The following is a 22,359-nucleotide window of genomic DNA, read 5'->3' as shown; positions in this document are numbered from 1 at the left end:
GATTTTTGAATTAATACTGGTGCGTTATGGCTAGCGCCTAACACACCCTACCCGACTTTAGGGATTTTTGAATTAATACTGGTGCGTTACGGCTAGCGCCTAACACACCCTACCCGACTTTAGGGATTTTTGAATTAATACTGGTGCGTTATGGCTAGCGCCTAACAAACCCTACCCGACTTTAGGGATTTTTGAATTAATACTGGTGCGTTATGGCTAGCGCCTAACACACCCTACCCGACTTTAGGGATTTTTGAATTAATACTGGTGCGTTACGGCTAGCGCCTAACACACCCTACCCGACTTTAGAGATTTTTGAATTAATACTGGTGCGTTACGGCTAGCGCCTAACACACCCTACCCGACTTTAGGGGGTTTGGAGACCAAACCCCTACGAGAAAATATTACAAATTACTTGTAACTTCTATAGGTTGAAAATCTGATGGCTGCTTGATATGAGTTGCCAACACTGTATTCTCTTCAAACTGAACTCGCTGTAACTGCACAGCACAAGCCTTTAATTCTGGTTCCCCAGACTCAGGACAAGCTTCAGGATGAGTCAAAGCATTTACTTCTGTGTCATCTCCCCACAATGCTCCCCAGTGCATCGGTACAAATACAGTTCCCGGAGTAATAGCTTTAGTGATTTTGGCTGGAAATTTGCCATAGCCTCGGCGCGATCGCACTTCCACCAAATCATTTTCGGAAATATCTAACTTCCGAGCATCCTTGGGATGAATTTCTATAAAAGGCATCGGGTGCATTTTCTTAATTTTCTGAATATGTGCGGTGCGGGTTTGAGTGTGCCAATGACCATATAATCGCCCAGTTGTCAAGACAAAAGGATAACCAGGATTAGGTGGTTCTGCCAAACCTTTAGAATAATATGCTGCAAACTTAGCTCTGCCATCAGAAGTATTAAACTTGAAATCAGTATATAAACGTTCCTGAGATACACCATTTTTATCAGAGCAAGGCCATTGAGTCGGACCTTGTTCTCGGAGTCGTTGATAGGTAATGCCAGTCATATCACAAGGACGATTCCGTGTAAACTCCAAAAACTCAGCTCTCACAGATTCTGAGTCAGGAAAATTAAACTGATTCACAAATCCTAAACGGCGACCTACTTCCACAAAAATTTCCCAATCTGCTTTCGCCTCTCCTGGAGGTTCTCGAAATGCCGGACATAAAGTCACCACTCGCTCCGAGTTCGTCATCGAACCGGTTTTTTCTCCCCACTGAGCAGCAGGCAATAACAAATGAGCATATTCAGCAGTTTCGGTGGGATAATAAGCATCTTGATAAATAGTAAAAGGCGATTTCAACAAAGCTGCTTTAGTCCGCTCTAAATCTGGCATACTCACAGCGGGGTTGGTAGCAGCAATCCACAAACACTCAACTTCCTCTTGTTCCAAACCTGTAATCATTTCCCAAGCAGAACGACCAGGAACAGGAGAAATTTTTCCAGGAGTTAATCCCCATAACTGTTCAACTTCAGCTCGATGTTGAGGATTTTTCACTACTCGATAACCAGGCAAAATATGAGCTAATCCCCCTGCTTCTCTACCACCCATAGCATTAGGTTGACCAGTTAGAGAAAACGGACCTGCACCTGGTTTGCCAATATTACCTGTCATCAAATGCAAATTAATCAGCGTCCGTACTTTTGCCGTTCCCTCGGAAGATTGATTGATTCCCATTGACCACAGAGACAAAACTCGTTTAGACTCTCCCCAATAACGAGCAGCTTTTTCCAAATCATCCAAACGAATCCCACAATGACGTGCCACCAGTTCTGGTTTATAGTAACGAATCACTTCAGCATATTCAGGAAAACCAGTTGTACATTCATCAATGAACCCTAGATCGAGCCGACCCCAACCCATGAGCAGATGAGCTATACCATTAACTAAATCAATATCTGTACCGGGTTTAATTGCCAAATGTAAGTCTGCTGCTTCTGCGGTTTGAGTACGACGGGGGTCTACCACTATCATTTTCACTTTTTTATTTTTTTTGTGATATACCCGCAAACGGTTGAAGACAATGGGATGACATTCTGCTGTATTAGTGCCTATTAAAAATGCACAGTCTGTCTGTTCCAGGTCATCGTAGCAACAGGGAGGACCGTCAGAGCCAAAACTTTTAATGTATCCAGATACTGCCGAAGACATACAGAGGCGGGAGTTAGAATCAAAGTTATTGGTTCCCAGATATCCTTTGAGCAATTTTTGGGCAATATAATAATCTTCGGTTTGAAGTTGACCGGAACCATACATACAAATTGTATCTGCTCCTTTAGTTGACTGTGCAGTTTGAATACGGTCAACAATGCGTTCAAAAGCTTTCTCCCAAGTGACACGATGGAAGGGTTGATCTAGGGTGTCGCGCATCATAGGATATTTGAGGCGACTTTTATCCAATGCTTCACTGATAGTAGCACCTTTGACACAAACTTTCCCTTGACTAGATGGATGATAGCGATCGCCTTGTACTTTCCAAATTGGATTACCTTCACTGTCTCGATGTGTTGGTTTTCCTGGTCTGGCTGGTGGTGATACTTCTAATCCGCAACCAACACCACAATAGGGGCAAAGAGTTTTTGTAGGTTCCATAGTTTATTTTTTATAGGGAAGAGGGAAGAGGGAATCAGGTGGCTATTTACCTGTAAATATTATAAAGAGTAATACTTTAATTTATCAATACCCCTCTTAATTAAGATATTTTTTTTATTTATCTTTGTAATTTTGATTGATTATTCAAGAATCTATGAAAAATTGTCTGTTATATTGGATACGTTTTCCAAATTTTTCAGCCCACATTCCGTGTTTCATAATTTAAACTATTGCGTATGGGGTTTTAAGCACTATATCTAAGGTCGCTGTTTCAATAATGGATAATTGATAATTACCTCTCCTTAAAAACGGATAGGATTGAATAAAAGGAAAAAATTTATTTTTCAAGGGGAGGTTAGATATGGTTAGGGAACCCATCCATTTCACCCTTCGGGAAGCTCTGCTGACGACCGCTTTTTCCCCTTGAAAGGGGAGGCTTTAAGGCGCGAATTATTTAGTTATTTAGTTATTTAATTATTAATTCTTTGGTAAGTTCTGAATAATTATAGAAGTTTTCATGTTTTATAGATAGGACTAAAGCCATGAACGCTATTGGTAGGTTGTGTTTTGCGTTCCGAAAGCTCCGCTTTATATGTCGGCTCAAGCGCCGAAACGCTACGCGGCATATAAAGCGTATCTCGTAACTGAGCAATACTCCATATATAGTGCCTTTGCGTAAGTCCTGATAGAGCACAGAGATTTGGGTTTACAGGAAGAATAAAGAAAGAAAGAAAGAAAGAAAGAAAGAAGAGTTTTTGTAGTCTACCTTTGTGAAAGCCACTATAACAATTAATAATTAGCTCTTCTTTTTAAGAAAAGGATTAGTTAAAAAGAATTTTTTTGTTATCTTAGTCTATAAGTCAACAGTCAAGGTTAAAAAGTCAAATGCTTTTTGTATTTAAAGACAAAATAGTGATATTGTATTCCACAATAATTTTAATTGCTAGCTAAATATTTAGCTGATAGCTGACGGCTAAATACTCTTACAAATATCTATCCAATGACAAAATTAATTATTCAAATACCTTGCTATAACGAAGAAGAATCTTTAGGAGTAACTCTCACTGCTTTACCTCGAAAACTACCAGGAATAGACATTATTGAATGGCTAATAATTAATGATGGTAGTCAAGATAGAACAGTGGAAGTTGCTAAAGAATATGGAGTAGATCATATTGTTAGTTTTCCGACCAACCAAGGTTTAGCCAAAGCATTTATGGCAGGTTTAGAAGCTAGTTTAAAAGCCGGAGCTGATATTATTATTAATACGGATGCAGATAATCAATATTGTGCGGATGATATTCCTTATTTAATTCAACCTATTATTTTGCATCAAGCAGAAATTGTCGTAGGAGAAAGACCAATTTGGAAAACTAAAGACTTTTCTTATAGTAAAAAATTACTGCAAAAATTAGGGAGTTGGGTAGTAAGAATAGCCAGTAATACAAATATTCCAGATGCACCTAGTGGGTTTCGAGCTTTTAGTCGAGAAGCTGCGATGCAACTTAATGTATTTAACTCTTATACTTATACCTTAGAAACCATTATTCAAGCAGGACAAAAAGGTATAACAATTACATCTATTCCTATTAGAACAAATAGAGTTTTTAGACCTTCTCGGTTAGTTAGAAGTACCCCTATTTATGTATTGCGTTCTCTATTTACTATTCTGAGAATTTTCTTACTTTACAAACCCCTACGTTTTTTTATAATGTTAGGAAGTGTACCATTTATTTTCGGAGTAATTTCTGGTATTCGTTGGTTATTTTTCTTTTTTAGTGGATATGAAAAAACCAGAGTACCTACTTTGATTTTAGCCACAATATTAGTATTAGTTGGATTTCAATTATGGATCTTAGGTTTAATTGCAGATTTAATGGCAGCAAATCGGAGAATTATGGAAGAAATTCAAGTGAGAATGCGTAGGCAAGATTGCAATTAAGTAAAGCAAAAGGAAGGAGGAAGAAAAATTTGCTGATATTAGGAGAGAAGGAGTAAATATTCAAAAAAAAAAGATAAAAATGATAGAGATATGTTTTACTCATATATCCTCTATTATAATTCCCCTAACTATAATTAATTTTAAATGATTTGTGATAGAAAACTAAACTGTAGGGGCTTGGAAACCAAACCCGTAAGTATTCAGCTATTAGTACCTCAGCACTTCAGCAATAAAAAGCTTAATCTCAAGGAAGATATTTAAGCGAATAAAGAAAGTGAAAGTTGAATTTTGTATCAGATAAAATTGTTGATTTATCGGGAACCGTATAATAAAGCTTTTATCTGAAAGTAAAATAAATAGCTGACCGCTAAATGCTGACGATGCAGAATGGTTTCCAAACCCTAGCATAAATCGGATTTAGAAACCAACCCTCTAGGATAAAATCTGACAATCTATTTAGGATTGCTAATCAAAGAAAATATGCAAAATCAAGAACCACCTATAACTAATCAAACTGATTTATCAAATACAGAATCTCATTTATCATCCAGTAAAAATGATATAACTCAGATGGAAAATATTGAGATGAGAGACTTATTTGCTGAAGAAGCATTAGCTCAAATCCCCAAAATTTTAACTTTGTTAGATCGTAATTTACATAGTCCTACCTACGGCTGTTTCGACCGCAATTTTTGGCATTATAAAATAATAGATTTTCCTAGTGGTATGGCTCAAGAATTTGTCTTACCTCTAGCCTTAGCTTATATTTTAGAAATTCCTAATAATCCATATTATCTTCAGGAAATGATCAAGGAATGGGTAGAAGCAGGAATTTTATATGCTGCCAATACTGCTCATGCTGATGGTTCTTGTGATGATTATTTTCCCTTTGAAAAAGCTAGTGGAGCTACAGCTTTTTCTTTATTAGCTAGTGTTGAAAGTTATCAAATATTAGGATTAAATAATTACGCAATTCTCAGTTTTTTTGAAAAACGAGCTAACTGGTTAGTTAATCATTATGAAAGTGGTAAATTGGCTAACCATGAAGCATTAATTGTTTTGTGTCTAGAATTATTAAGTATATTATTAGAAACCTCAAAGTGGGATAAAGCAAAAGCAAGTCGTCTGGAAAGATTATTAAGTTGGCAGAGTCAGGAAGGATGGTTTACAGAATATTCTGGTTTTGACCCTGGTTATCATACTCTCACAATATCTTGTTTAGCCAGAATTTATGAATTAAATCCTAGTGAAAAATTAAAAGATATTATTATTAAAGCAGTCGAACTAGCTGGTCAATTTGTTCATCCTGATGGTTCTTTTGGCGGAGAATATGCTAGTCGTAATACCTATAACTTTTTCCCTCATGGATTTGAGTTAGTTGGTCAATGGTTCCCTGCTGCTTTGTCGATTAATGACCAATTTTTAATAGGTTTAAAAAATGGTTTAGCCCCTTGTTATGCTGACGATCATATTATTGGTCATCATACTTGGAATTATTTGTTAGCATGGCGAGATTTTGTTACAGAAAGACCTGTTGATATTAATCGCGATGTTGCTAGTCTTTGGTTAAAAGAAGCTGAAATTTTGATTAAAAGACGACCAGAAACAGAATTATATGTAAGTTTGAATAAAGGTGGTGTTTTTAAGTTATTTCGTGACCAAAAATTAGTTGCTTCTGATACTCATTTATCCCTCCAAGTTACAAAAGGGAAAAAAGTTTTAAATGCAGTTAGTCATTTAAGCAGTGATTATGATGTGAAAGTATCTCAGGACGAAATAACTATTTCTGGTAATATGGGTTGGGCAAAACAAACTCAAATGTCACCTTTAAAATTAATAATTCTCAGATTAGTAATGTTAACTTTTGGGCGTTTTTTCCCCAATTTAATTAGAAAAATATTACAAAAAATTCTGATTACTGGCAAACAAGATACACCTTTTTATTTCACCCGAAATTTCACATATAAAGATGGAATTTGGCATATTAAGGATGAACTTTTTACCCAGTCTTGGTTAAATGTAATTAATGGGGGTATTGGTTGTGACCAAACCTCTATTTATGTAGTAATGAGTCGCACTTTTCAAGCTGGTCAATTACAGCAATGGCACGATTTAACGCCGGAAATTAAACAACTTTCTCCTGGTCAACCTTTGAAAATTGAACGTAAGTTTTGATTGTAATTATTTAGCTGCAAACTATTAGCTATTGGCTATAGGCAGTAAGTGTTTATCCCAAATTAATTAGGGTTTGCTGATTAAATCTAAAAGTCTTTATATACTAATGGTTATAGTCTTTTTAAAGGGTTGAAAAAGTGCAACTTTTTCAGCCCAAAATATCAAAAAGTTAGAATTTTTAGCAAACCAAGAGTCAAAAAATAAAAGAAGAATTATTCCTGCTACTATCTCTGTCTTCCCACCTTCCCAAGACTTTCCACACTTTCCACCCTCCCCACACTCTGCTTTTTTCAGTAAACCCTAATTAGGGTTTGTTTATTAAATCTAAAAGTATTGATTCATAGATAAATACTAAGTGCCTTTTTAGGGTTTGAAAAAGTGAAATTTTTTAGGTTGCTCAGGTGCGAATAATACCATTTCTCAAAAACTTTTCTACATTTGATTGAGCTGGGGAGTAGGAGAGTAAAGGAGTGAGGGGGAAATAAACATCATAAAAATTAACATTAACTTAGCTAAAATTGGTAAAAAATAATTTGGTTTGTGCTAATTATTTGATAACTGAATTATTCCTCAAGTATAGCAATAATGCATGGGAATTGGTATAATTAGTATTTTGGGGTAACTATGGCAGAAAAATAAAGGAACTATTTTGATTCGTGTACAAAAATTTATAAAATTGGTATTACACAAAATTGTTTCTAGTTTTTAATAAACTTTTGAAAATATTGCCTATACAAATCACAACTAGGCATAACCAAATTACCCTCCAGTTGTACTACTAAACCCATACTTTTTAACTTAAATGCTAATGATTCTTCTAATTCTACAGGGGTAGCTGCCTGCAATACCTTTTCAAAAGCTATTTGTAACTCTGGATATTGTCGAATATTTTGTAAATGTCTATGTAAATGATCCCTATAAATACTTGTATCTGCCCCAGCTATTTCAATTAAATTTTGTAAGCTAGCATGATGAGATTTAATATGGGAAAAAGTCATGTTAATTAGATAGGGATGACCGCCAAGTAATGCCATTAATTTTTTTTGCTCCCTTGGTAATAATTGAATTTGATAACATTTTGCTAATTCTTGGATTTGCCCTAAAATAAATGGTGATAAATCTATACCTATCCCCATATTAAATGGTGATTTTTTAATATTCATTTTAATATAAATTTCTGTAGATTCTACTAATACTATCCGCAATTTTTGCCATAGTTTAACTTCCTGAGCTTCTTTGTACCAATACCTTAGCATTGACAAAAAATCGTTGGCTATTTCTGGAAACTGAAAGATACGATCTACTTCTTCTATTGCTAAAACTATGGGACTATTTACTACAGATAGAAGATAGTCTTGAAAATAGAAACTACAGCTTTCTATACTACTAATATCTTGATCCCAATATTCATTTAACTTTGCTTCTAATTGTAATTTTATACTTGCATTAGCACAAAACCATCTTAAAAATTTATTGATATCTTTACCGAGTGTACTATCTACTTTTTGTAAATTTAATCGGATTATTTTATATCCTTGTTTTTTACAATAAGCAATAATTCTCATCAATAGAGAAGTTTTTCCCATTTGTTTAGGTGCTTTGATACAAATAAATCCCCCTGGTTTATTAATTTCTAAATAACAGATTAGTTCTTCAGTACGTTCTATATAATAAGGAGAATTGATATACATTATACCATCAAGTAGTTTATTATTATTAATGTCTAATTTTTCTGAATTTTTGATTTTATTTAGGTAAGCATTCAGCTATTAGCACCTCAGCTAGCCTCCTGCGGAGGAGCTGCGCTAACAGCAAGAAAAACTTCAACCTTAAGGAGAATATTTAAACGAATATAGACTTTAAAACTGAATTTTTTAGTCAGATAAAATTTCTGATTTATCGGGAACCTTATCATCAAACTTATATCAAAAACTAAAAACAATAGCTGATAGCTGAAGGCTGAATGGTTACGCTGATAGCTATCAGATATTCCGACGGAATGCCCTCCCATTCAGCAATAAAAACCTCAAGCTTAAGGAGAATATTTCAAGCAATATAGCATGAACGCTATTAGTAGGGTGCGTTACCGGATAATCTCCGGGAATGATACGCTATATATAGTGCCTTTGCGTAAGTCCTAAGGAGAATATTTCCAGCAATATAGACCTAAAAACTGGCTTTTGTAGTAATTTTTATTCTAAAATGAAAAAGCTTTTATTACAAACTAAAAGCAATAGCTGATAGCTAATAGCTGACGGCTGAATGCTTACTTATTTAGATTAGTCAAAGTTTTATTTTTAGTTTCCTTTTAACTAAATTTACACTATTATAGACAAATATGTGAAACAGGTTTAATAAAAAAAGCTTCTCAAAAAATTTGGAAGCTTTGAAACTATTTAATTGTTTGATAATGTCAGGATTAAATCTACTCAAACGACAATTGTTTTTACAAGTCCCAATCATTACCAACTCTTTCCATTAGACGATTCAAGATTACTTTTCCTTGTGGACTAACTACAGTTAGGCGGATAATTGATGGCTCTTTTGGTCGATGAGCAATAATATATTTGTAACCTGTGTTTTCAAAAGTATAAGTATACCGCCGACTATTCCCTCTCATAGAGGCATTTTTCAAATTTAGAGAACCGCCATTTTTTCGATCCAGACCTTCATAAGTATAGTTGCCAAACTCATCTAATCTTAGCCAAACAACCCAATTTTGGCTATTATCCATGAAAGCTCCGGTTGGACGGACAAAATCAGTAGGCATTGCAGCAGCAGGATGAGAGCTTAAGGCAATATCTGCGATCGCAGGAACAGATAAACCAATAACAGATGCAAGAGCAAGAGCTTTGATATTCATATTTTTTTTCCTTTGTGTGTTTTAGCAATGTGTTATGGCGCTACGCGCTAGGGAACAGTGAACAGAGAACAGAGAACAGTATCTAGCAAAGAGTTTCATTATTTATAAATGTCTGCGTTCTTGGCTTCGACTGCTTTATGTCTCTATAATTAACTATTCAAGCTGAACAATGTTATTTACGGATTTATTGTTAATAAAAGTGCCAGAATTAAATCTGGCACACACAAAGCTGCTATAGCGCTACATGCAAATCAAAAGTCAAAAGTCAAAAGTAAGCTTCGACAGAGTTTGAGCATTTATCAATGTCCTAATCTTTCCTTCGACTGCTATATTAGTAGACCTATTTGTTCAGATGTTGGTAGACAATTTCTAATTTGTCAGGGTGCATCTCCATTTTGAAGAAAGTTAAAAATTTATTTTTAGGGAAGGAACAGGGAATAATATAATCAGGACTTGCGCAAAGGTAGTGTATATAGTGTGTCGGTGCGTTGTGCGTTGTGCGCTTTTCATGTCGCTTAGCGTTTCGGCGCTTGAGCCGACATATAAAGCGGAGCTTTGCGGAACGCAAAACACACCCTACTGGACTGTTTCATCTAAAATGGTGGATTAGGGAGTAGGGGAGTAGGGGAGAAACATTTTTGTCACCTACAGCTATTGCACCATTTAAGGTGAAACAATGTACTACTAATAGCGTTTATGGGTAAGTCCTGATAATGTTCGGCTGAATAGTTCAGGACTTACACGGGAGAAACCCGGTTTCTATGGTAAATCATTGTTTTTGACAATAAACATAGGAGAAACCGGGTTTCTGAGTGCGCCTGCGTAAGTCCTATCAAAAATTTATTGCTTTGAGGGAACAGGGAAGAGGGAGTAATATCATGTCCGTTGGTATAGTTTGTGTAAAAGTTGCAGAAATATCTACCGCCATATAAGGTTTTTTCTTCTCTTAAAGCTTCTCTCCTAGATAAGTAAAGCCTCCTTCCTTATGCTTACGCAATAGATTTGAGTTCCCAAGACTCATTAGGAGTAATTTCTAGTAATTGTTGATGATAATTTATTAAAGTTGGACGATGCCCAACACTAATGAATGTTGTCAATTTTTCTTGTAATTGTTGATATAAAATTTCCTCACTTGGTACATCTAAAGCACTGGTTGCTTCATCCAGAATTACATACTTAGGTTTAGTTAAAAATAGTCTAGCAAAAGCAATTCTTTGTTGTTCTCCTACTGACAAAACTTGACTCCAATTTTCTACTGTATCTAAACCACCGAATCTTTCTTCTAATTGAGAGAGATTTACTCTTTTTAAAACTTGTTGTATTTCTACATCAGAAGTATCTCGATTAGTGTGGGGATATAAAAGTTGTTGACGTAGAGAACCTAAAATCATATAAGGTTTCTGAGGTAAGAATAATATTTCATCTAATTCAGGTCGATAAATAGCTCCTGTACCAGAGTTCCATAAACCAGCGATCGCTCTTAAAACTGAACTCTTTCCACTGCCACTAGCTCCCATAATTAATAACCCTTTTCCTTTGGGTATTTTCAAGGAAATATCTTTGACTAAAGTTCTTTGATAATTAGGAGTTTTTAATGTTAAATGTTCTAATGCTAAATGAGAATTTACTACTGTATCAATAGTTGATTCCTTTTCCGGAACTTGAGGAGATGATTCAATAGCATCGCAAAAAGTAGATAAACGATTAATTCCAGCAGCAAATTCTGTCAGTCTATCTAATTGATCGACTATAACTGTTAAAGAACCTAAAATAATAGCAAAAGCGGCTCCAGCTTTAGTAATCACTCCTACTTCTAGTTCCCCAGAAAGCACACGTTGACCGATAATTATAGATGGTAATGCCCAGGTAATAAAATCATAACTATTTCTAAAAATATCCAAATATAGTTGCCATTGAATTAACCGATTAAAATTATTAAACGCATCATTAAATAGATTATTTGCTTGCTGTAACTCCTGTTTTTCTCCACCATAAAAAGCGATAGATTCAGCATTTTCTCTAATTCTAATTAAACCAAAACGAAAGTTAGCTTCTCGCTTCAATTGTTCAAAATTAATTCCTACTAAAGCTTTACCAAATACCCCGGTTGTAATTACTGTACCAGCAATAGCGTAAATAATTACAAAAAATACCAATGGTTTAGAAATTGACCATAACAAAGCACTAAAACCAAATAACTGAAATATGGCATTGATAATAGTCACCAAAAAACTTAGAGATTGGTCTGTAAAACTTTTGATATCCTGAGAGATACGTTGGTCTGGATTATCAATTTCTTGGTTGTAACTAATTTTATAAAAAGAGCGATCGCTTAAATAATTTTTCAGAAAACCATGAGTCATCCACTTCCGCCAAAATACACTAAGTTTTTGTCGAACAAAAGAGTAGGAAGACACAAAAGGTACAGCAAATACAATTGTACCAAAAAATTGTATAATTGAGCGCCAAAATCTATCAGAATCTTGAGCAGATAGTGCAGAAATAAATTCGGCTCGTTGATTTGTTAGTAATAAATTAAATACCGTAAATGTTCCTAATAAAACAATTACCAACAATAATAAACCCCTAGCTTGCCATTTCTGTTCTGAGAACCAATAAAGTTTTGCAATTGACCAAAAATCTTTTAATAAATCCAAGTTAAAATTTTTTTTCTTTACCATATTTTTAGGTATTATTAATGTAACTTTCCCATTGAATTGCCATTGCTAATGTACCAGAATATTAATCTATTGTCAATCAATAAACGTACTTCCTGAGTAAGCATTCAGCCGTCAGCTATAAGCTATTGCTTTTAATTTTTGATCAAAGCTTTATGATTCATAAATTTTATCTGAGTACAAAATCTAGTTTTATAGCAGGGAACAGGGAAAAGGGAACAGCTGGAAAAGTGTTTCCTAGTCTAACATTCATCATTAGTCTATGTCCTAACCGCCAAGGGGGTTGCTAGTTGTTCTATGGAATACTCATCATCTCTCATCTAAGTTGATTAAATCACATAGGGCTTACCCAAAGCAACCTATTTCTCTCATTGCGTTTTCGGCTCAAGCGCCGACATGAAACGCTATGGGACATAAAAAGCGCTGGTTTGCGATCGCAAACCATAGCGTTTTTGCTCTCAAATGACTAAAACTCGTCGATCATGGGTAAGTCCTGATCAAGTTATTAGTTATTATAAGTGAATAAAGAATTTTTGTTAGCTTTTATAGCTTGATGTGGTTTTGATCCTATATCTATTTTCTATAAATATTGTGGACATATCTATTGAATTAACTTTTTTGAGCCAAAATTTCAGTTCAGATTAAATAACTATTAAATATAAAATCTGGAGCTTGTAACCTGGTATGATTTGACTTAAAACAATTAAGTAACTTTAAATAAGAAAAAAATGCTATTACGTCAATTGTTTGATCCAGAAACCAGCACTTATACATACTTAATTGCCGATATGAGTGCTAAAGAAGCAGCTTTAGTCGATCCAGTTCTAGAACAAGTGGAACGGGATGCTAAACTCATAGACGAACTCGGACTCACACTCAAATATTGTTTAGAAACCCATATTCATGCTGACCATGTAACAGGAACAGGGGAATTAAGAAAACTAAAAGGTTGTCAGGGAGTCCTCCCGGAAAATGCTAAAGTTGATTGTGCAGACTGCTTCATTAAAGATGGAGAAGTATTAAAAGTAGGGAAAATTGAAATTAAAGCGATCAGCACCCTTGGTCATACCGATTGCCACATGGCTTATCTCGTAAATAATGATAGTCTTTTGACAGGAGATGCTCTGTTAATAAGAGGTTGCGGTCGTACAGATTTTCAAAGTGGAGATGCAGGAACACTATACGATCACATTACTCAGAAACTATTTACCTTATCAGATGATACATTAGTTTATCCTGGTCACGATTATAGAGGTCAAACCGTTTCTACCATTGGAGAAGAAAAGCAGTTCAATCCTCGTTTTGTGGGACACAATCGCGATAGTTTCATTGAACTTATGAGCAATCTTAATTTGCCTAACCCTAAAAAAATAGCAGAGGCAGTCCCCGCTAATCAAGGTTGTGGTAAAGTGGCAGCTACTGTCTAAATTAGTTAGGACTTACCCATGAACGTTGTTAGTAGGGTGTGTTAGCGTAGCGTAACGCACCCTAAAGGACTGTTTCACTTAAAATAGTGCATTAGGGATTAGGGGAGTAAGGTAAGGACGTTGCATAACAAAAATGCGTTTTATGTCGGCTCAAGCGCCGAAAACGTCCGTACAGGAGAAAGATTGTTGTTGGGTTTCCTCCCCTGCTTCCCAATGAAGTGCGCAAACAACCCAACCTACATCTATTGCAACATTTAAGGTGAAACAGTCCACTACCAATAGCAAACGCACTATATTATATATGCAGTCTTGGTGCGTTAGCGTAGCGAAACGCACCCTACCAATAGCTATTGATTTTTCTCGAATCGCTCTATTACTGAATATTTTAATTCAAAATTAGATGACAACTCTTAATTACAACCCATTACAAACCGTTGATGCAGATACCTTAAAATCTTGGTTAGATGACAACCTAGCCACTCTGGTTGATGTTCGGGAAGCGTCAGAATATGCAGGGGAACATATTCCCCAAGCTGTATTAGTCCCCTTGTCTAAATTTGAACCTCATCAAATTCCCACAGAGCCAGATAAAACATTAGTTCTTTACTGTCAAGCTGGCAACCGCTCTGGTCAAGCAGCCAAAAAGCTATTGGCGGTAGGTTTCGAGAAAGTGACTCAGCTTGATGGTGGTATCGAAGCCTGGAAAAAAGCAGGACTACCAACTATTATTAATCGTAATGCTCCTATAAGTCTGATGCGTCAGGTACAAATTGTAACAGGTTTTTTAGTCGTAACAGGTACACTTTTAGGAGCATTTGTTTCCCAATGGTTTTTAATTCTTAGTGGTTTTATCGGATGCGGACTTCTGTTTGCTGGCATTACTAATACTTGCGCCCTGGCTATGTTACTGGCAAAATTACCTTACAATCAAAAGTTGTAAACGAAATTATGATTTGGATTATTGGACATTTTTTAGCGATTTGTATTGGACTAAGCCTGGGCTTGATTGGTGGCGGGGGTTCTATCCTAGCCGTACCAATTTTAATCTACGTTATGAAAATAGGGGCCAAAGAAGCCATCACTATGAGTTTATTCATTGTCGGTTCTGTGAGTCTCATTGGTGCAATTCCTCACTGGATGCAAGGAAATCTTAATTGGCGAGTGGCTGGTACTTTTGCTCCTGCTGCTATGTTAGGGGCTTATCTGGGAGCGCGGATAGCAGCGTTTGACTTTATTACGGAAACTTTTCAACTGATTTGCTTTGCTGTCATCATGGTTTTGGCCAGCGTATTAATGATTCGGAAAGGAAAGCCACCTGTGAAAAATCAGGACTCGGAACCAGAGAATGATAGTCATCAGGAAGGCCACAGTCAATGGTGGGCTATCCCATTAGAAGGATTGGGAGTAGGGATTTTAACTGGATTTGTGGGTGTAGGGGGTGGTTTTGCGATCATTCCGGCTTTAGTCCTTTTAGGGGGTATTCCGATGAAGGAAGCGATCGGGACTTCCCTGATCATTATTGCTTTTAAATCTATGACGGGGTTTGCGGGTTATCTTGACCAGGTGGAATTGGATTGGGCTTTAATGATTTCTTTCACGATCGCAGCTAGTTTCGGCACTATTGCTGGTGCTTATCTGACTCGTTTAATTGATGCTAAAAGTTTACAAAAAGGTTTTGGCTATTTTGTTTTAGCTGTGGGAATTTTTGTGTTAATTCAACGGTAAATTTATCCACTAATAAACCGGGTTTATAGAAGTGAGGTGTCAGTTTGAAAATTTAATTTCAAGCCGGTTTCTATACTTTTTTATACATATTATTACGCAGCACAATCCAGAAACCGGGTTGATCGCACAACCCAGAAACCCGGTTTCTTTAGGGATCTATACTTTTTTATACTTATATTTCTTAAAAAATGTAATAAAAAAAACGATCCCGTTGATATTAATATCTTTTCTAGATCGCTAACAATTCGTTCATTCTTTAAACAAATGTAAAAAAATCAAAATATCTGATTTTTATGTTTATTATATAAAAAAATAAATTAATTTAGAGATTGCTGATTAGGACTGACGCAAAGGTACTATGTATAGAGTTGAAAAACTATTGCGCTATAGTGTTAGACGCTATATATATAGGGTCTCTGCGTAAGTCCTATAAATATTAAAACATTGATAAATAAATGTTAAAGCTTTTAGCTAAATGCTGAACACAAAAGACTTTTACGGTTCCCGATCAATCAGCCAACTTTAATTAATTAAACAAGGAGAAAAATTTATTATGGTGAGTACCATACAACTTGAACAACAAAAATCTATTCCATTAACTAATTCTGTTTCTCACTATCAAATTGTTATTGTCGGTGGTGGAGCAGCAGGAATTACAACTGCAGCTCAACTGCTCAGACAACAATCTAACTTAGATATTGCGATCATTGAACCAAGTCAGAAACACTACTATCAACCGGGATGGACATTAGTAGGAGGAGGCATTGCACCCATCGATCAATTTATTCGAGAGGAAAAAGATGTGATTCCTCAAGGGGCAAAATGGATTCAAGATTATGTAACCACTCTCGATCCAGATCGCAACTGTTTGACTTTAGCTCAAGGTCAAACAATAGAATATGACTATCTCGTTCTTTGTCCGGGTATCCAGATCGACTGGCATTTAGTTAAAGGACTACCAGAAGCATTAGGTAAGGGTGGAGTCACCAGCAACTATTCCAAAGATTATGCCCCTTACACCTGGGAAACTATTAAAAATTTCCCAGGGGGTACAGCGATTTTTACCTATCCTAATACTCCCATTAAGTGTGGTGGCGCACCACAAAAAATTATGTATATGGCAGATGACTCTTTTAAGCAGAGAGCAGGAGTAGGAATTAACACTAAAGTCATGTTTTGCACCGCTGGTACAAGAATGTTTGGGGTTCCAGCATACAATGCAACCTTAGAAAAAGTTGTACAAAGACGTGGAATTACTACTAATTTTCAACATAACCTGAAAGAAATTAAAGCAGATAGTAAAGAAGCCATTTTTGATGTCACAACTGAAAACGGAGTAGAAGAGGTAAGTATTCACTATGATATGATTCATGTTAGTCCACCGATGAGTTGCCCTGATTTTATTAAACAAAGTCTCCTCGCTGATGAAAAAGGCTGGGTAGATGTAGACAAATATACAATGCAACACAATCGTTATCCTAATGTATTTAGCTTAGGGGATGCTTCATCTGCTCCTACTTCTAAAACGGCGGCATCTGCTCGGAAACAAACACCTATAGTGGTAGAAAACCTGCTTTCAAAGATGAAGAGTCAGCCATTAATGGCGAAATATGACGGTTATACCTGTTGTCCTTTGATTACTGGTTATGATTCAGCGATCATGGCGGAATTTGATTATGAGAAGAAAGTGGCTCCTTCTTTCCCTCTAGATCCGACTAAAGAACGTTATGTTATGTTTTTGGCTAAAGCTTATGCTCTACCTTGGATTTACTGGAATCGGATGTTGGCAGGTAGAGCTTTTGAAGCGGATGTTTTTCAGCCACTTAATCAATTAGTAAATAGGGATTAATGAATCAATAGTATCAGTAAAAGCAGAGAAACCGGGTTTATATGATTGATCGGGAACCATAATGTCCACTCTACTGATATCTGTCTCCCATAAACCCGGTTTCTTATAAGATAAATGCCAATGAATTTGATATTTTTAATCAGAAAGAAGAGTCCATTGAAGAGGATTTTTTACGGCGATCGCTACGCCAGAAATGAATTAATTTTAAACCTACAAAATAACTGAATATTCCACTAATTATACCCATTACTAAACAGCCTAAAAATAGAGATGTGACAAATTTAGTTCCATATTGAATTAATTCTGAAAATGAAAGTATACTTGCAGGAACAAACTGCTCTTGAGACTTCAGTAACCATTGACCAACTTGAAAATTAATTGCATATATTGGTAAATAAGTTAAAGGATTACTGACCCAAGTTCCAACAGCAGCAACAACTTTATGACCTCTGAATAAAGTTGCTAATGCGACACCAACTATGGTTTGAAAACCAAAAATAGGAAATAATCCAGCAAATACTCCTACTGCTAAACCTCTAGCAATATATTCGGGAGTTTCCCGCATTCGGATAAAACGCCAATATAAATATTGCCCGTATCTGTAAAATTTTGGCGGTTTATTTTTATTTGATGGAAATTTTTTTTGAATTAGATTGGGTAAAAGTTGTTCTGGAATTTTTGAGATATTTTTAAACATACTTAAATAAATTTGTTTTGGTTGAATATTATAGCTTTAAATGTTTTTTGTATCATTAGGACTTACGCAGAACAACGTGTTTCTGTCATTGCTCGCGAGGTGCGTTTGCGGAGCATTCCGGAGGAAAGCAATCTCAAACGTCGAGATTGTGTTACTCGTGCGTAAGTCCCGATCGTATTAAATCCGCTGGCTTTGGAGAACAAGGTTTACCATCAATATTGAGGAAAACTGCTAGTTTGTAAGGGTACGGTTCCCGAAAAATTGGATACCAAACCCCTACGATATTTATTTCTACCGATACTACCGGATTTGATATCATTCATTATAGCTATAAGAAATCATGCCTCAACAAAAACTGTAGGGGTTTGGTCTCCAAACCCTAGCGCATAAGGGAGCATATAGAGTCTAGCTAAAAAATTTTCATTGCCACGATAGGAAGGAATCGACCTGTCTCCCTTAGATTACTCCCTTTCACTCCATTTGTTGCTATGATTGTTCTGACAGCAAAAAATCCAATTCAGTATTTCCAGTTTCCTGCTGATAAATGATAACTGAAATTAAACTCCATATCCAGTATGTTGACGAATCTTAGGAGGATGAAAAGCAAGTACAATTTTATCCTTTGGTACTCCAGCATCAACAAGTTCATCCGTAATCCCATCTTCGATACCATCGTGGTGAATCCAAATTTTATCATTACAAATTTCAGCATGAACAATAGTACCATATAAACGGATCCCATTTTGCTGCCATCCTTCATTGATTAGCAGAAAATGGTTGCGATCGCTACTGACAATGAGATATGTTTTCACGTCACCATAGCGGTAAGGAAGATCGGCGTAGTATTGCAAGATATTTATCAGTGTTTCCCGCCATTTTTCCTGATCTAAGAGTTGATTTGTGGTTTCCATTGAATAATTTCCTCTTTCTGTGCATCAAAAACAAACAGACAAAAACCAGGTTCTTCTAACAAAAGTTGTGCAACTTCCTGCTTAAATAAGGTTTCAAAAACATTAGACTCGACTGCCAAATATATTTGACGTAATGAGTCTTGTTTCTTTAATATTCTACTATATAAAAAAAATTGCCCCCATGCTTTTTCCAGCTCGTTAACAAAAGAAGTTCCCATAAAAGTTTTGACTTCAACAGCTATTTTGACAGTACCTCGTTCTGCAGCAATTAATTTTTCCGCACCCATATCAACAAAGACGTTACGAATACCAATTTTGAGAACCAGTGGATCGTCAGTAATAGTCCAACTATCTTTGATTAAAGCAGTTTTGACAGTATCGTGATGAAAGTCTCTAGCAGCCATTAGTTAGTTTTTCTGTAGTTTGATGTTTAATGAATTGTAGGTTAATTTAAGCAATAACGCAACTCAACACAAATTATCATAGACTATGATAATATGAATCATCGGATGATTTTTGTTGCTATAATTATTCTCACAGAAAAAAATCAAATTCAGTATTTCCAGTTTCCTGCTGATAACTGTTAACGTTAGCGAAGCTCTTCTGTAAGAAGCAGTTTCGATCCAGGAGGCTAACTGATAACTGATAACTGATAACTGATAACTGAAAAAAATGGATACTATTGCTGCGATCGCTACTGCTATTGTTCCCCAACAAGGAAGTGTGGGTATCGTCCGAATGTCTGGTTCGGAATCAATGAAAATTGCTACCACCCTATTTCATGCACCGGGTCAACAGGTTTGGGAGACTCACCGTATTCTCTATGGTTATATTCGTCATCCCCAAACTGGGCAGTTAGTAGATGAAGCTTTGTTATTGATTATGAAGGCTCCTCGTTCTTATACCCGTGAGGATGTAATAGAGTTTCACTGTCATGGAGGAATTATTTCTATTCAAAAAGTATTGCAATTATGTATTGAAGCGGGGGCACGATTAGCTCAACCAGGAGAGTTTACTTTACGAGCTTTTTTGAATGGACGATTGGATTTGACTCAGGCTGAAAGTATTGCCGAGCTGGTGGGTTCTCAATCTCCTGCTGCTGCTCAAGTTGCTTTGGCTGGTTTACAGGGTAAGTTGGCTAGTCCCATTCGTCGGTTGAGGGCCGATTGTCTGGACGTTTTGGCTGAAATAGAGGCTCGGATTGATTTTGAGGAAGATTTGCCCCCTTTGGATGAATCGGAAATTAGTCAAAAAATAGATAGTATTTTGAATGATTTGTCAATAGTTTTAGGCACGGCAAATCGTGGAGAATTGTTACGGACTGGTTTGAAGGTGGCTATTGTGGGACGTCCGAATGTGGGTAAGTCCAGTTTGTTGAATGCTTGGAGTCGTAGCGATCGCGCTATTGTGACGGAGCTTCCGGGAACGACTAGGGATGTGGTGGAGTCCCATTTGGTGGTGGGTGGGATTCCGGTGCAGGTTTTGGATACGGCTGGTATTCGGGAAACTGAGGATCGGGTGGAAAAAATTGGGGTGGAGCGGTCCTATGGGGCAGCTAAGTCTGCTGACCTGGTTTTATTGACGATTGACGCTGAGGCTGGTTGGACGGAGTTAGATGAGTTTATTTATGAACAGGTAAAACATCGTTCTTTAATTTTGATAATTAATAAGGTTGATTTGGTTCAGGGAGAGTTAATTAAGTCAATTTTTTATCCAGAAACTATTAAAAATATTGTGACTACAGCAGTTATTAATAATGAAGGAATTGAGGATTTGGAAGCAGCAATTATTAAGGCTGTAAATTTGGATAATGTGGAGGTAGAAAACTTAGATTTTGCAGTAAATCAAAGGCAAGCAGCAGCTTTAAGGAGAGCTAAGATATCTTTGGAGCAATGTTTAAATACTATTAAAAATAATTTACCTTTAGATTTTTGGACGATAGATTTAAGGGGAGCAATTTATGCTTTGGGAGAGGTGACGGGAGAAGATGTAACGGAGTCTGTTTTGGATAGAATTTTTAGTCGCTTTTGTATTGGAAAGTAATTTCAGTTATCAGTTATTATTTGGCTACAGTGAGAGCATCTTGCTCTCTTCCTACATAATGGCCATTAGCTCCTACTCCCTACTCCCTACTCCCTACTCCCTAAATCAGTTATCAGTTTGTGATAGTGGGGGGCATTTTGTTCCCTTCCTATATCAGTTATTAGTTATCAGTTGGCGACAGTGGGAGCGTCTTGCTCTGATCTAGATAATCATTATTTACCCACTCTCTAAATTTGGATATACAGCATATTTCGGGCAAATGAGATATATGGTAAATGGTAAAAATATTGATCTTGTCCACGATTGATCTACCTCATAACCACGGAAAGCGCTGTAACTTTTAGTCGCTTTTGTATTGGAAAGTGATTTTAATTATCAATTATCAATTATCAATTATCAATTATCCACTCCCTACTCCTTAAAATGAGAAATTTTATGAAGGATTATGATAAAATTTAATATAAAATTAACATAAGCAAAATATCTTTATAGGATAGAAAAGACAAATGACAGGATTTATCAGAGGACTGTTTGGGAAAAAAGACGATAATCAACCGAAGGAAGCTTTCTTCCTAGATTCAGATAGTGCAAGTAGCATGGGTAATGTGGACTTTATGCGGAAATCTAAGACAGTTAAGAGGAGTTATCCCAAAGCAGCAGGTAAACTTAATGTGATAGAAGGAGAGACAGAAAAGTCTGTTTCTTCTACGCAAAAAAGAGAAAGTGGAGCAGAAACTCAAACTTCCTCCTCTTCTTCTACTTCTAGTTTTACCCAATCTTCCACATTTCAGCCTACTAAGATTAAACCTCGTACTGTTAGTAATTCTAATGATGGAATAGACTTTAAAAATATGGCTCGTGATATTAAGAAAAAGAGATAATTACTTGAATATGGCAAAGTAATTATTATCAATAATTTCGTAAGCATTCAGCAATCAGCCATCAGCTAACAGCTTCATCACATTTAAAGGATAAAAAGCAATTTGAGAGATTTCAAGGAATTATAAAGTATGGGCAAAAGTCCATCAGTTAATTTTAATAGTCTATCAAGCTACATCATTGATTAAAAAGCTAAGAGCTAAGACCTGAATGCTAGGAGTTGAATGCTTACATAATTTCTAAATATTAACCGAAAAATATAGCAATCTAATTTGAGGTTGAAAGCTTAACTATTGAGTAAGTTTATTGCACAATGTTTAGGTTTTAGCACCTACTAAAGATTGCTATATTTTTTTAGGACTTATGCAAAGAAACTCGGTTTCTGGGTTCTCCTGCGTAAGTCCTATTTTTGTAAGCATTCAGCTATCAGCTATTGCTTTTAGTTTGTAATAAAAGTTTTATTGACTAAGAAACGAAAAATCTTACTGAAAAAGTCAACTCTAAAGTTTATGTTCATTTAAACCCCGTGTTTGAGCAAAGGACTATATTGCTGAA

General features: G+C 36.0%; 16 protein-coding genes. 9 read left to right on the top strand and 7 right to left on the bottom strand.

Annotated features, from left to right (window positions below; genetic code table 11):
• Positions 1-404: 404 nt before the first annotated feature.
• Entirely contained in the window at positions 405-2,615 is a 2,211-nt protein-coding gene (locus VKJ25_RS05515; protein ID WP_324235622.1) for a molybdopterin oxidoreductase family protein, read from the bottom strand.
• A gap of 1,000 nt (positions 2,616-3,615) precedes the next feature.
• Between VKJ25_RS05515 and VKJ25_RS05510 the strand changes: the two genes are divergently transcribed.
• Positions 3,616-4,557 (top strand): glycosyltransferase family 2 protein, encoded by a 942-nt coding sequence (locus tag VKJ25_RS05510; protein WP_324235621.1) that lies wholly within the window; start codon positions 3,616-3,618, stop codon positions 4,555-4,557.
• A 585-nt stretch (positions 4,558-5,142) separates the two neighbouring features.
• On the top strand, positions 5,143-6,732 hold the full coding sequence (locus VKJ25_RS05505; RefSeq protein ID WP_324235623.1) for a hypothetical protein: 1,590 nt from the start codon (positions 5,143-5,145) through the stop codon (positions 6,730-6,732).
• 698 nt (positions 6,733-7,430) lie between these two features.
• On the opposite strand, the gene VKJ25_RS05500 is transcribed toward VKJ25_RS05505, so the two are convergent.
• The 3 genes from VKJ25_RS05500 to VKJ25_RS05490 all read right to left on the bottom strand — a co-directional run bounded on the left by VKJ25_RS05500 (position 7,431) and on the right by VKJ25_RS05490 (position 12,276).
• Entirely contained in the window at positions 7,431-8,423 is a 993-nt protein-coding gene (locus VKJ25_RS05500) for an AAA-like domain-containing protein (RefSeq protein ID WP_324235620.1), read from the bottom strand.
• Positions 8,424-9,178: 755 nt separating this feature from the next.
• The gene (locus tag VKJ25_RS05495) at positions 9,179-9,595 is read right to left on the bottom strand and encodes an L-type lectin family protein (RefSeq protein WP_324235619.1); all 417 of its coding nucleotides are present in this window, start codon (positions 9,593-9,595) and stop codon (positions 9,179-9,181) included.
• A gap of 989 nt (positions 9,596-10,584) precedes the next feature.
• Positions 10,585-12,276: an ABC transporter ATP-binding protein/permease gene (locus tag VKJ25_RS05490; protein WP_324235618.1), complete on the bottom strand. Its 1,692-nt coding sequence runs from the start codon at positions 12,274-12,276 to the stop codon at positions 10,585-10,587.
• Positions 12,277-13,001: 725 nt separating this feature from the next.
• On the opposite strand from VKJ25_RS05490, the gene VKJ25_RS05485 reads away from it, so the two are divergent.
• The 4 genes from VKJ25_RS05485 (at position 13,002) to VKJ25_RS05470 (ending at position 17,274) form a co-directional block, all read left to right on the top strand.
• Positions 13,002-13,700 (top strand): MBL fold metallo-hydrolase, encoded by a 699-nt coding sequence (locus tag VKJ25_RS05485; protein ID WP_324235617.1) that lies wholly within the window; start codon positions 13,002-13,004, stop codon positions 13,698-13,700.
• 400 nt (positions 13,701-14,100) lie between these two features.
• Positions 14,101-14,640 carry a rhodanese-like domain-containing protein gene (locus VKJ25_RS05480; RefSeq protein WP_324235616.1) on the top strand — a complete coding sequence of 180 codons (540 nt, stop codon included), beginning with the start codon at positions 14,101-14,103 and terminating at the stop codon, positions 14,638-14,640.
• Positions 14,641-14,648: 8 nt separating this feature from the next.
• Positions 14,649-15,425, top strand: a complete 777-nt coding sequence (locus tag VKJ25_RS05475) for a sulfite exporter TauE/SafE family protein (RefSeq protein ID WP_324235615.1) — start codon at positions 14,649-14,651, stop codon at positions 15,423-15,425.
• Positions 15,426-15,978: 553 nt separating this feature from the next.
• Positions 15,979-17,274 carry an NAD(P)/FAD-dependent oxidoreductase gene (locus VKJ25_RS05470; protein ID WP_324235614.1) on the top strand — a complete coding sequence of 432 codons (1,296 nt, stop codon included), beginning with the start codon at positions 15,979-15,981 and terminating at the stop codon, positions 17,272-17,274.
• Positions 17,275-17,413: 139 nt separating this feature from the next.
• On the opposite strand, the gene VKJ25_RS05465 is transcribed toward VKJ25_RS05470, so the two are convergent.
• Positions 17,414-17,971 (bottom strand): DUF2062 domain-containing protein, encoded by a 558-nt coding sequence (locus VKJ25_RS05465; RefSeq protein WP_324235613.1) that lies wholly within the window; start codon positions 17,969-17,971, stop codon positions 17,414-17,416.
• A gap of 12 nt (positions 17,972-17,983) precedes the next feature.
• Here VKJ25_RS05465 and VKJ25_RS05460 point away from each other — a divergent pair, with 12 nt between their 5' ends.
• Positions 17,984-18,136, top strand: a complete 153-nt coding sequence (locus VKJ25_RS05460; protein ID WP_324235612.1) for a hypothetical protein — start codon at positions 17,984-17,986, stop codon at positions 18,134-18,136.
• 392 nt (positions 18,137-18,528) lie between these two features.
• Here VKJ25_RS05460 and VKJ25_RS05455 read toward each other — a convergent pair whose 3' ends face one another.
• Positions 18,529-18,882: a XisI protein gene (locus tag VKJ25_RS05455; protein WP_324235611.1), complete on the bottom strand. Its 354-nt coding sequence runs from the start codon at positions 18,880-18,882 to the stop codon at positions 18,529-18,531.
• Positions 18,858-19,286, bottom strand: coding sequence for an element excision factor XisH family protein (locus VKJ25_RS05450; protein WP_324235610.1), 429 nt, complete (start codon positions 19,284-19,286; stop codon positions 18,858-18,860). Before VKJ25_RS05450 ends, VKJ25_RS05455 begins: the two co-directional genes overlap by 25 nt.
• Before the next feature lie 268 nt (positions 19,287-19,554).
• Between VKJ25_RS05450 and mnmE the strand changes: the two genes are divergently transcribed.
• Positions 19,555-20,925 carry a tRNA uridine-5-carboxymethylaminomethyl(34) synthesis GTPase MnmE gene (gene mnmE / locus VKJ25_RS05445; protein ID WP_324235609.1) on the top strand — a complete coding sequence of 457 codons (1,371 nt, stop codon included), beginning with the start codon at positions 19,555-19,557 and terminating at the stop codon, positions 20,923-20,925.
• Between the two features lie 506 nt (positions 20,926-21,431).
• Complete coding sequence (locus tag VKJ25_RS05440) at positions 21,432-21,806, top strand: hypothetical protein (RefSeq protein WP_324235608.1); 375 nt, start codon at positions 21,432-21,434, stop codon at positions 21,804-21,806.
• Positions 21,807-22,359 lie beyond the last annotated feature (553 nt).

This window comes from Okeania sp. (assembly GCF_035285525.1).
GTDB lineage: Bacteria > Cyanobacteriota > Cyanobacteriia > Cyanobacteriales > Microcoleaceae > Trichodesmium.
This window is presented reverse-complemented; position numbering and strand designations above follow the sequence as displayed.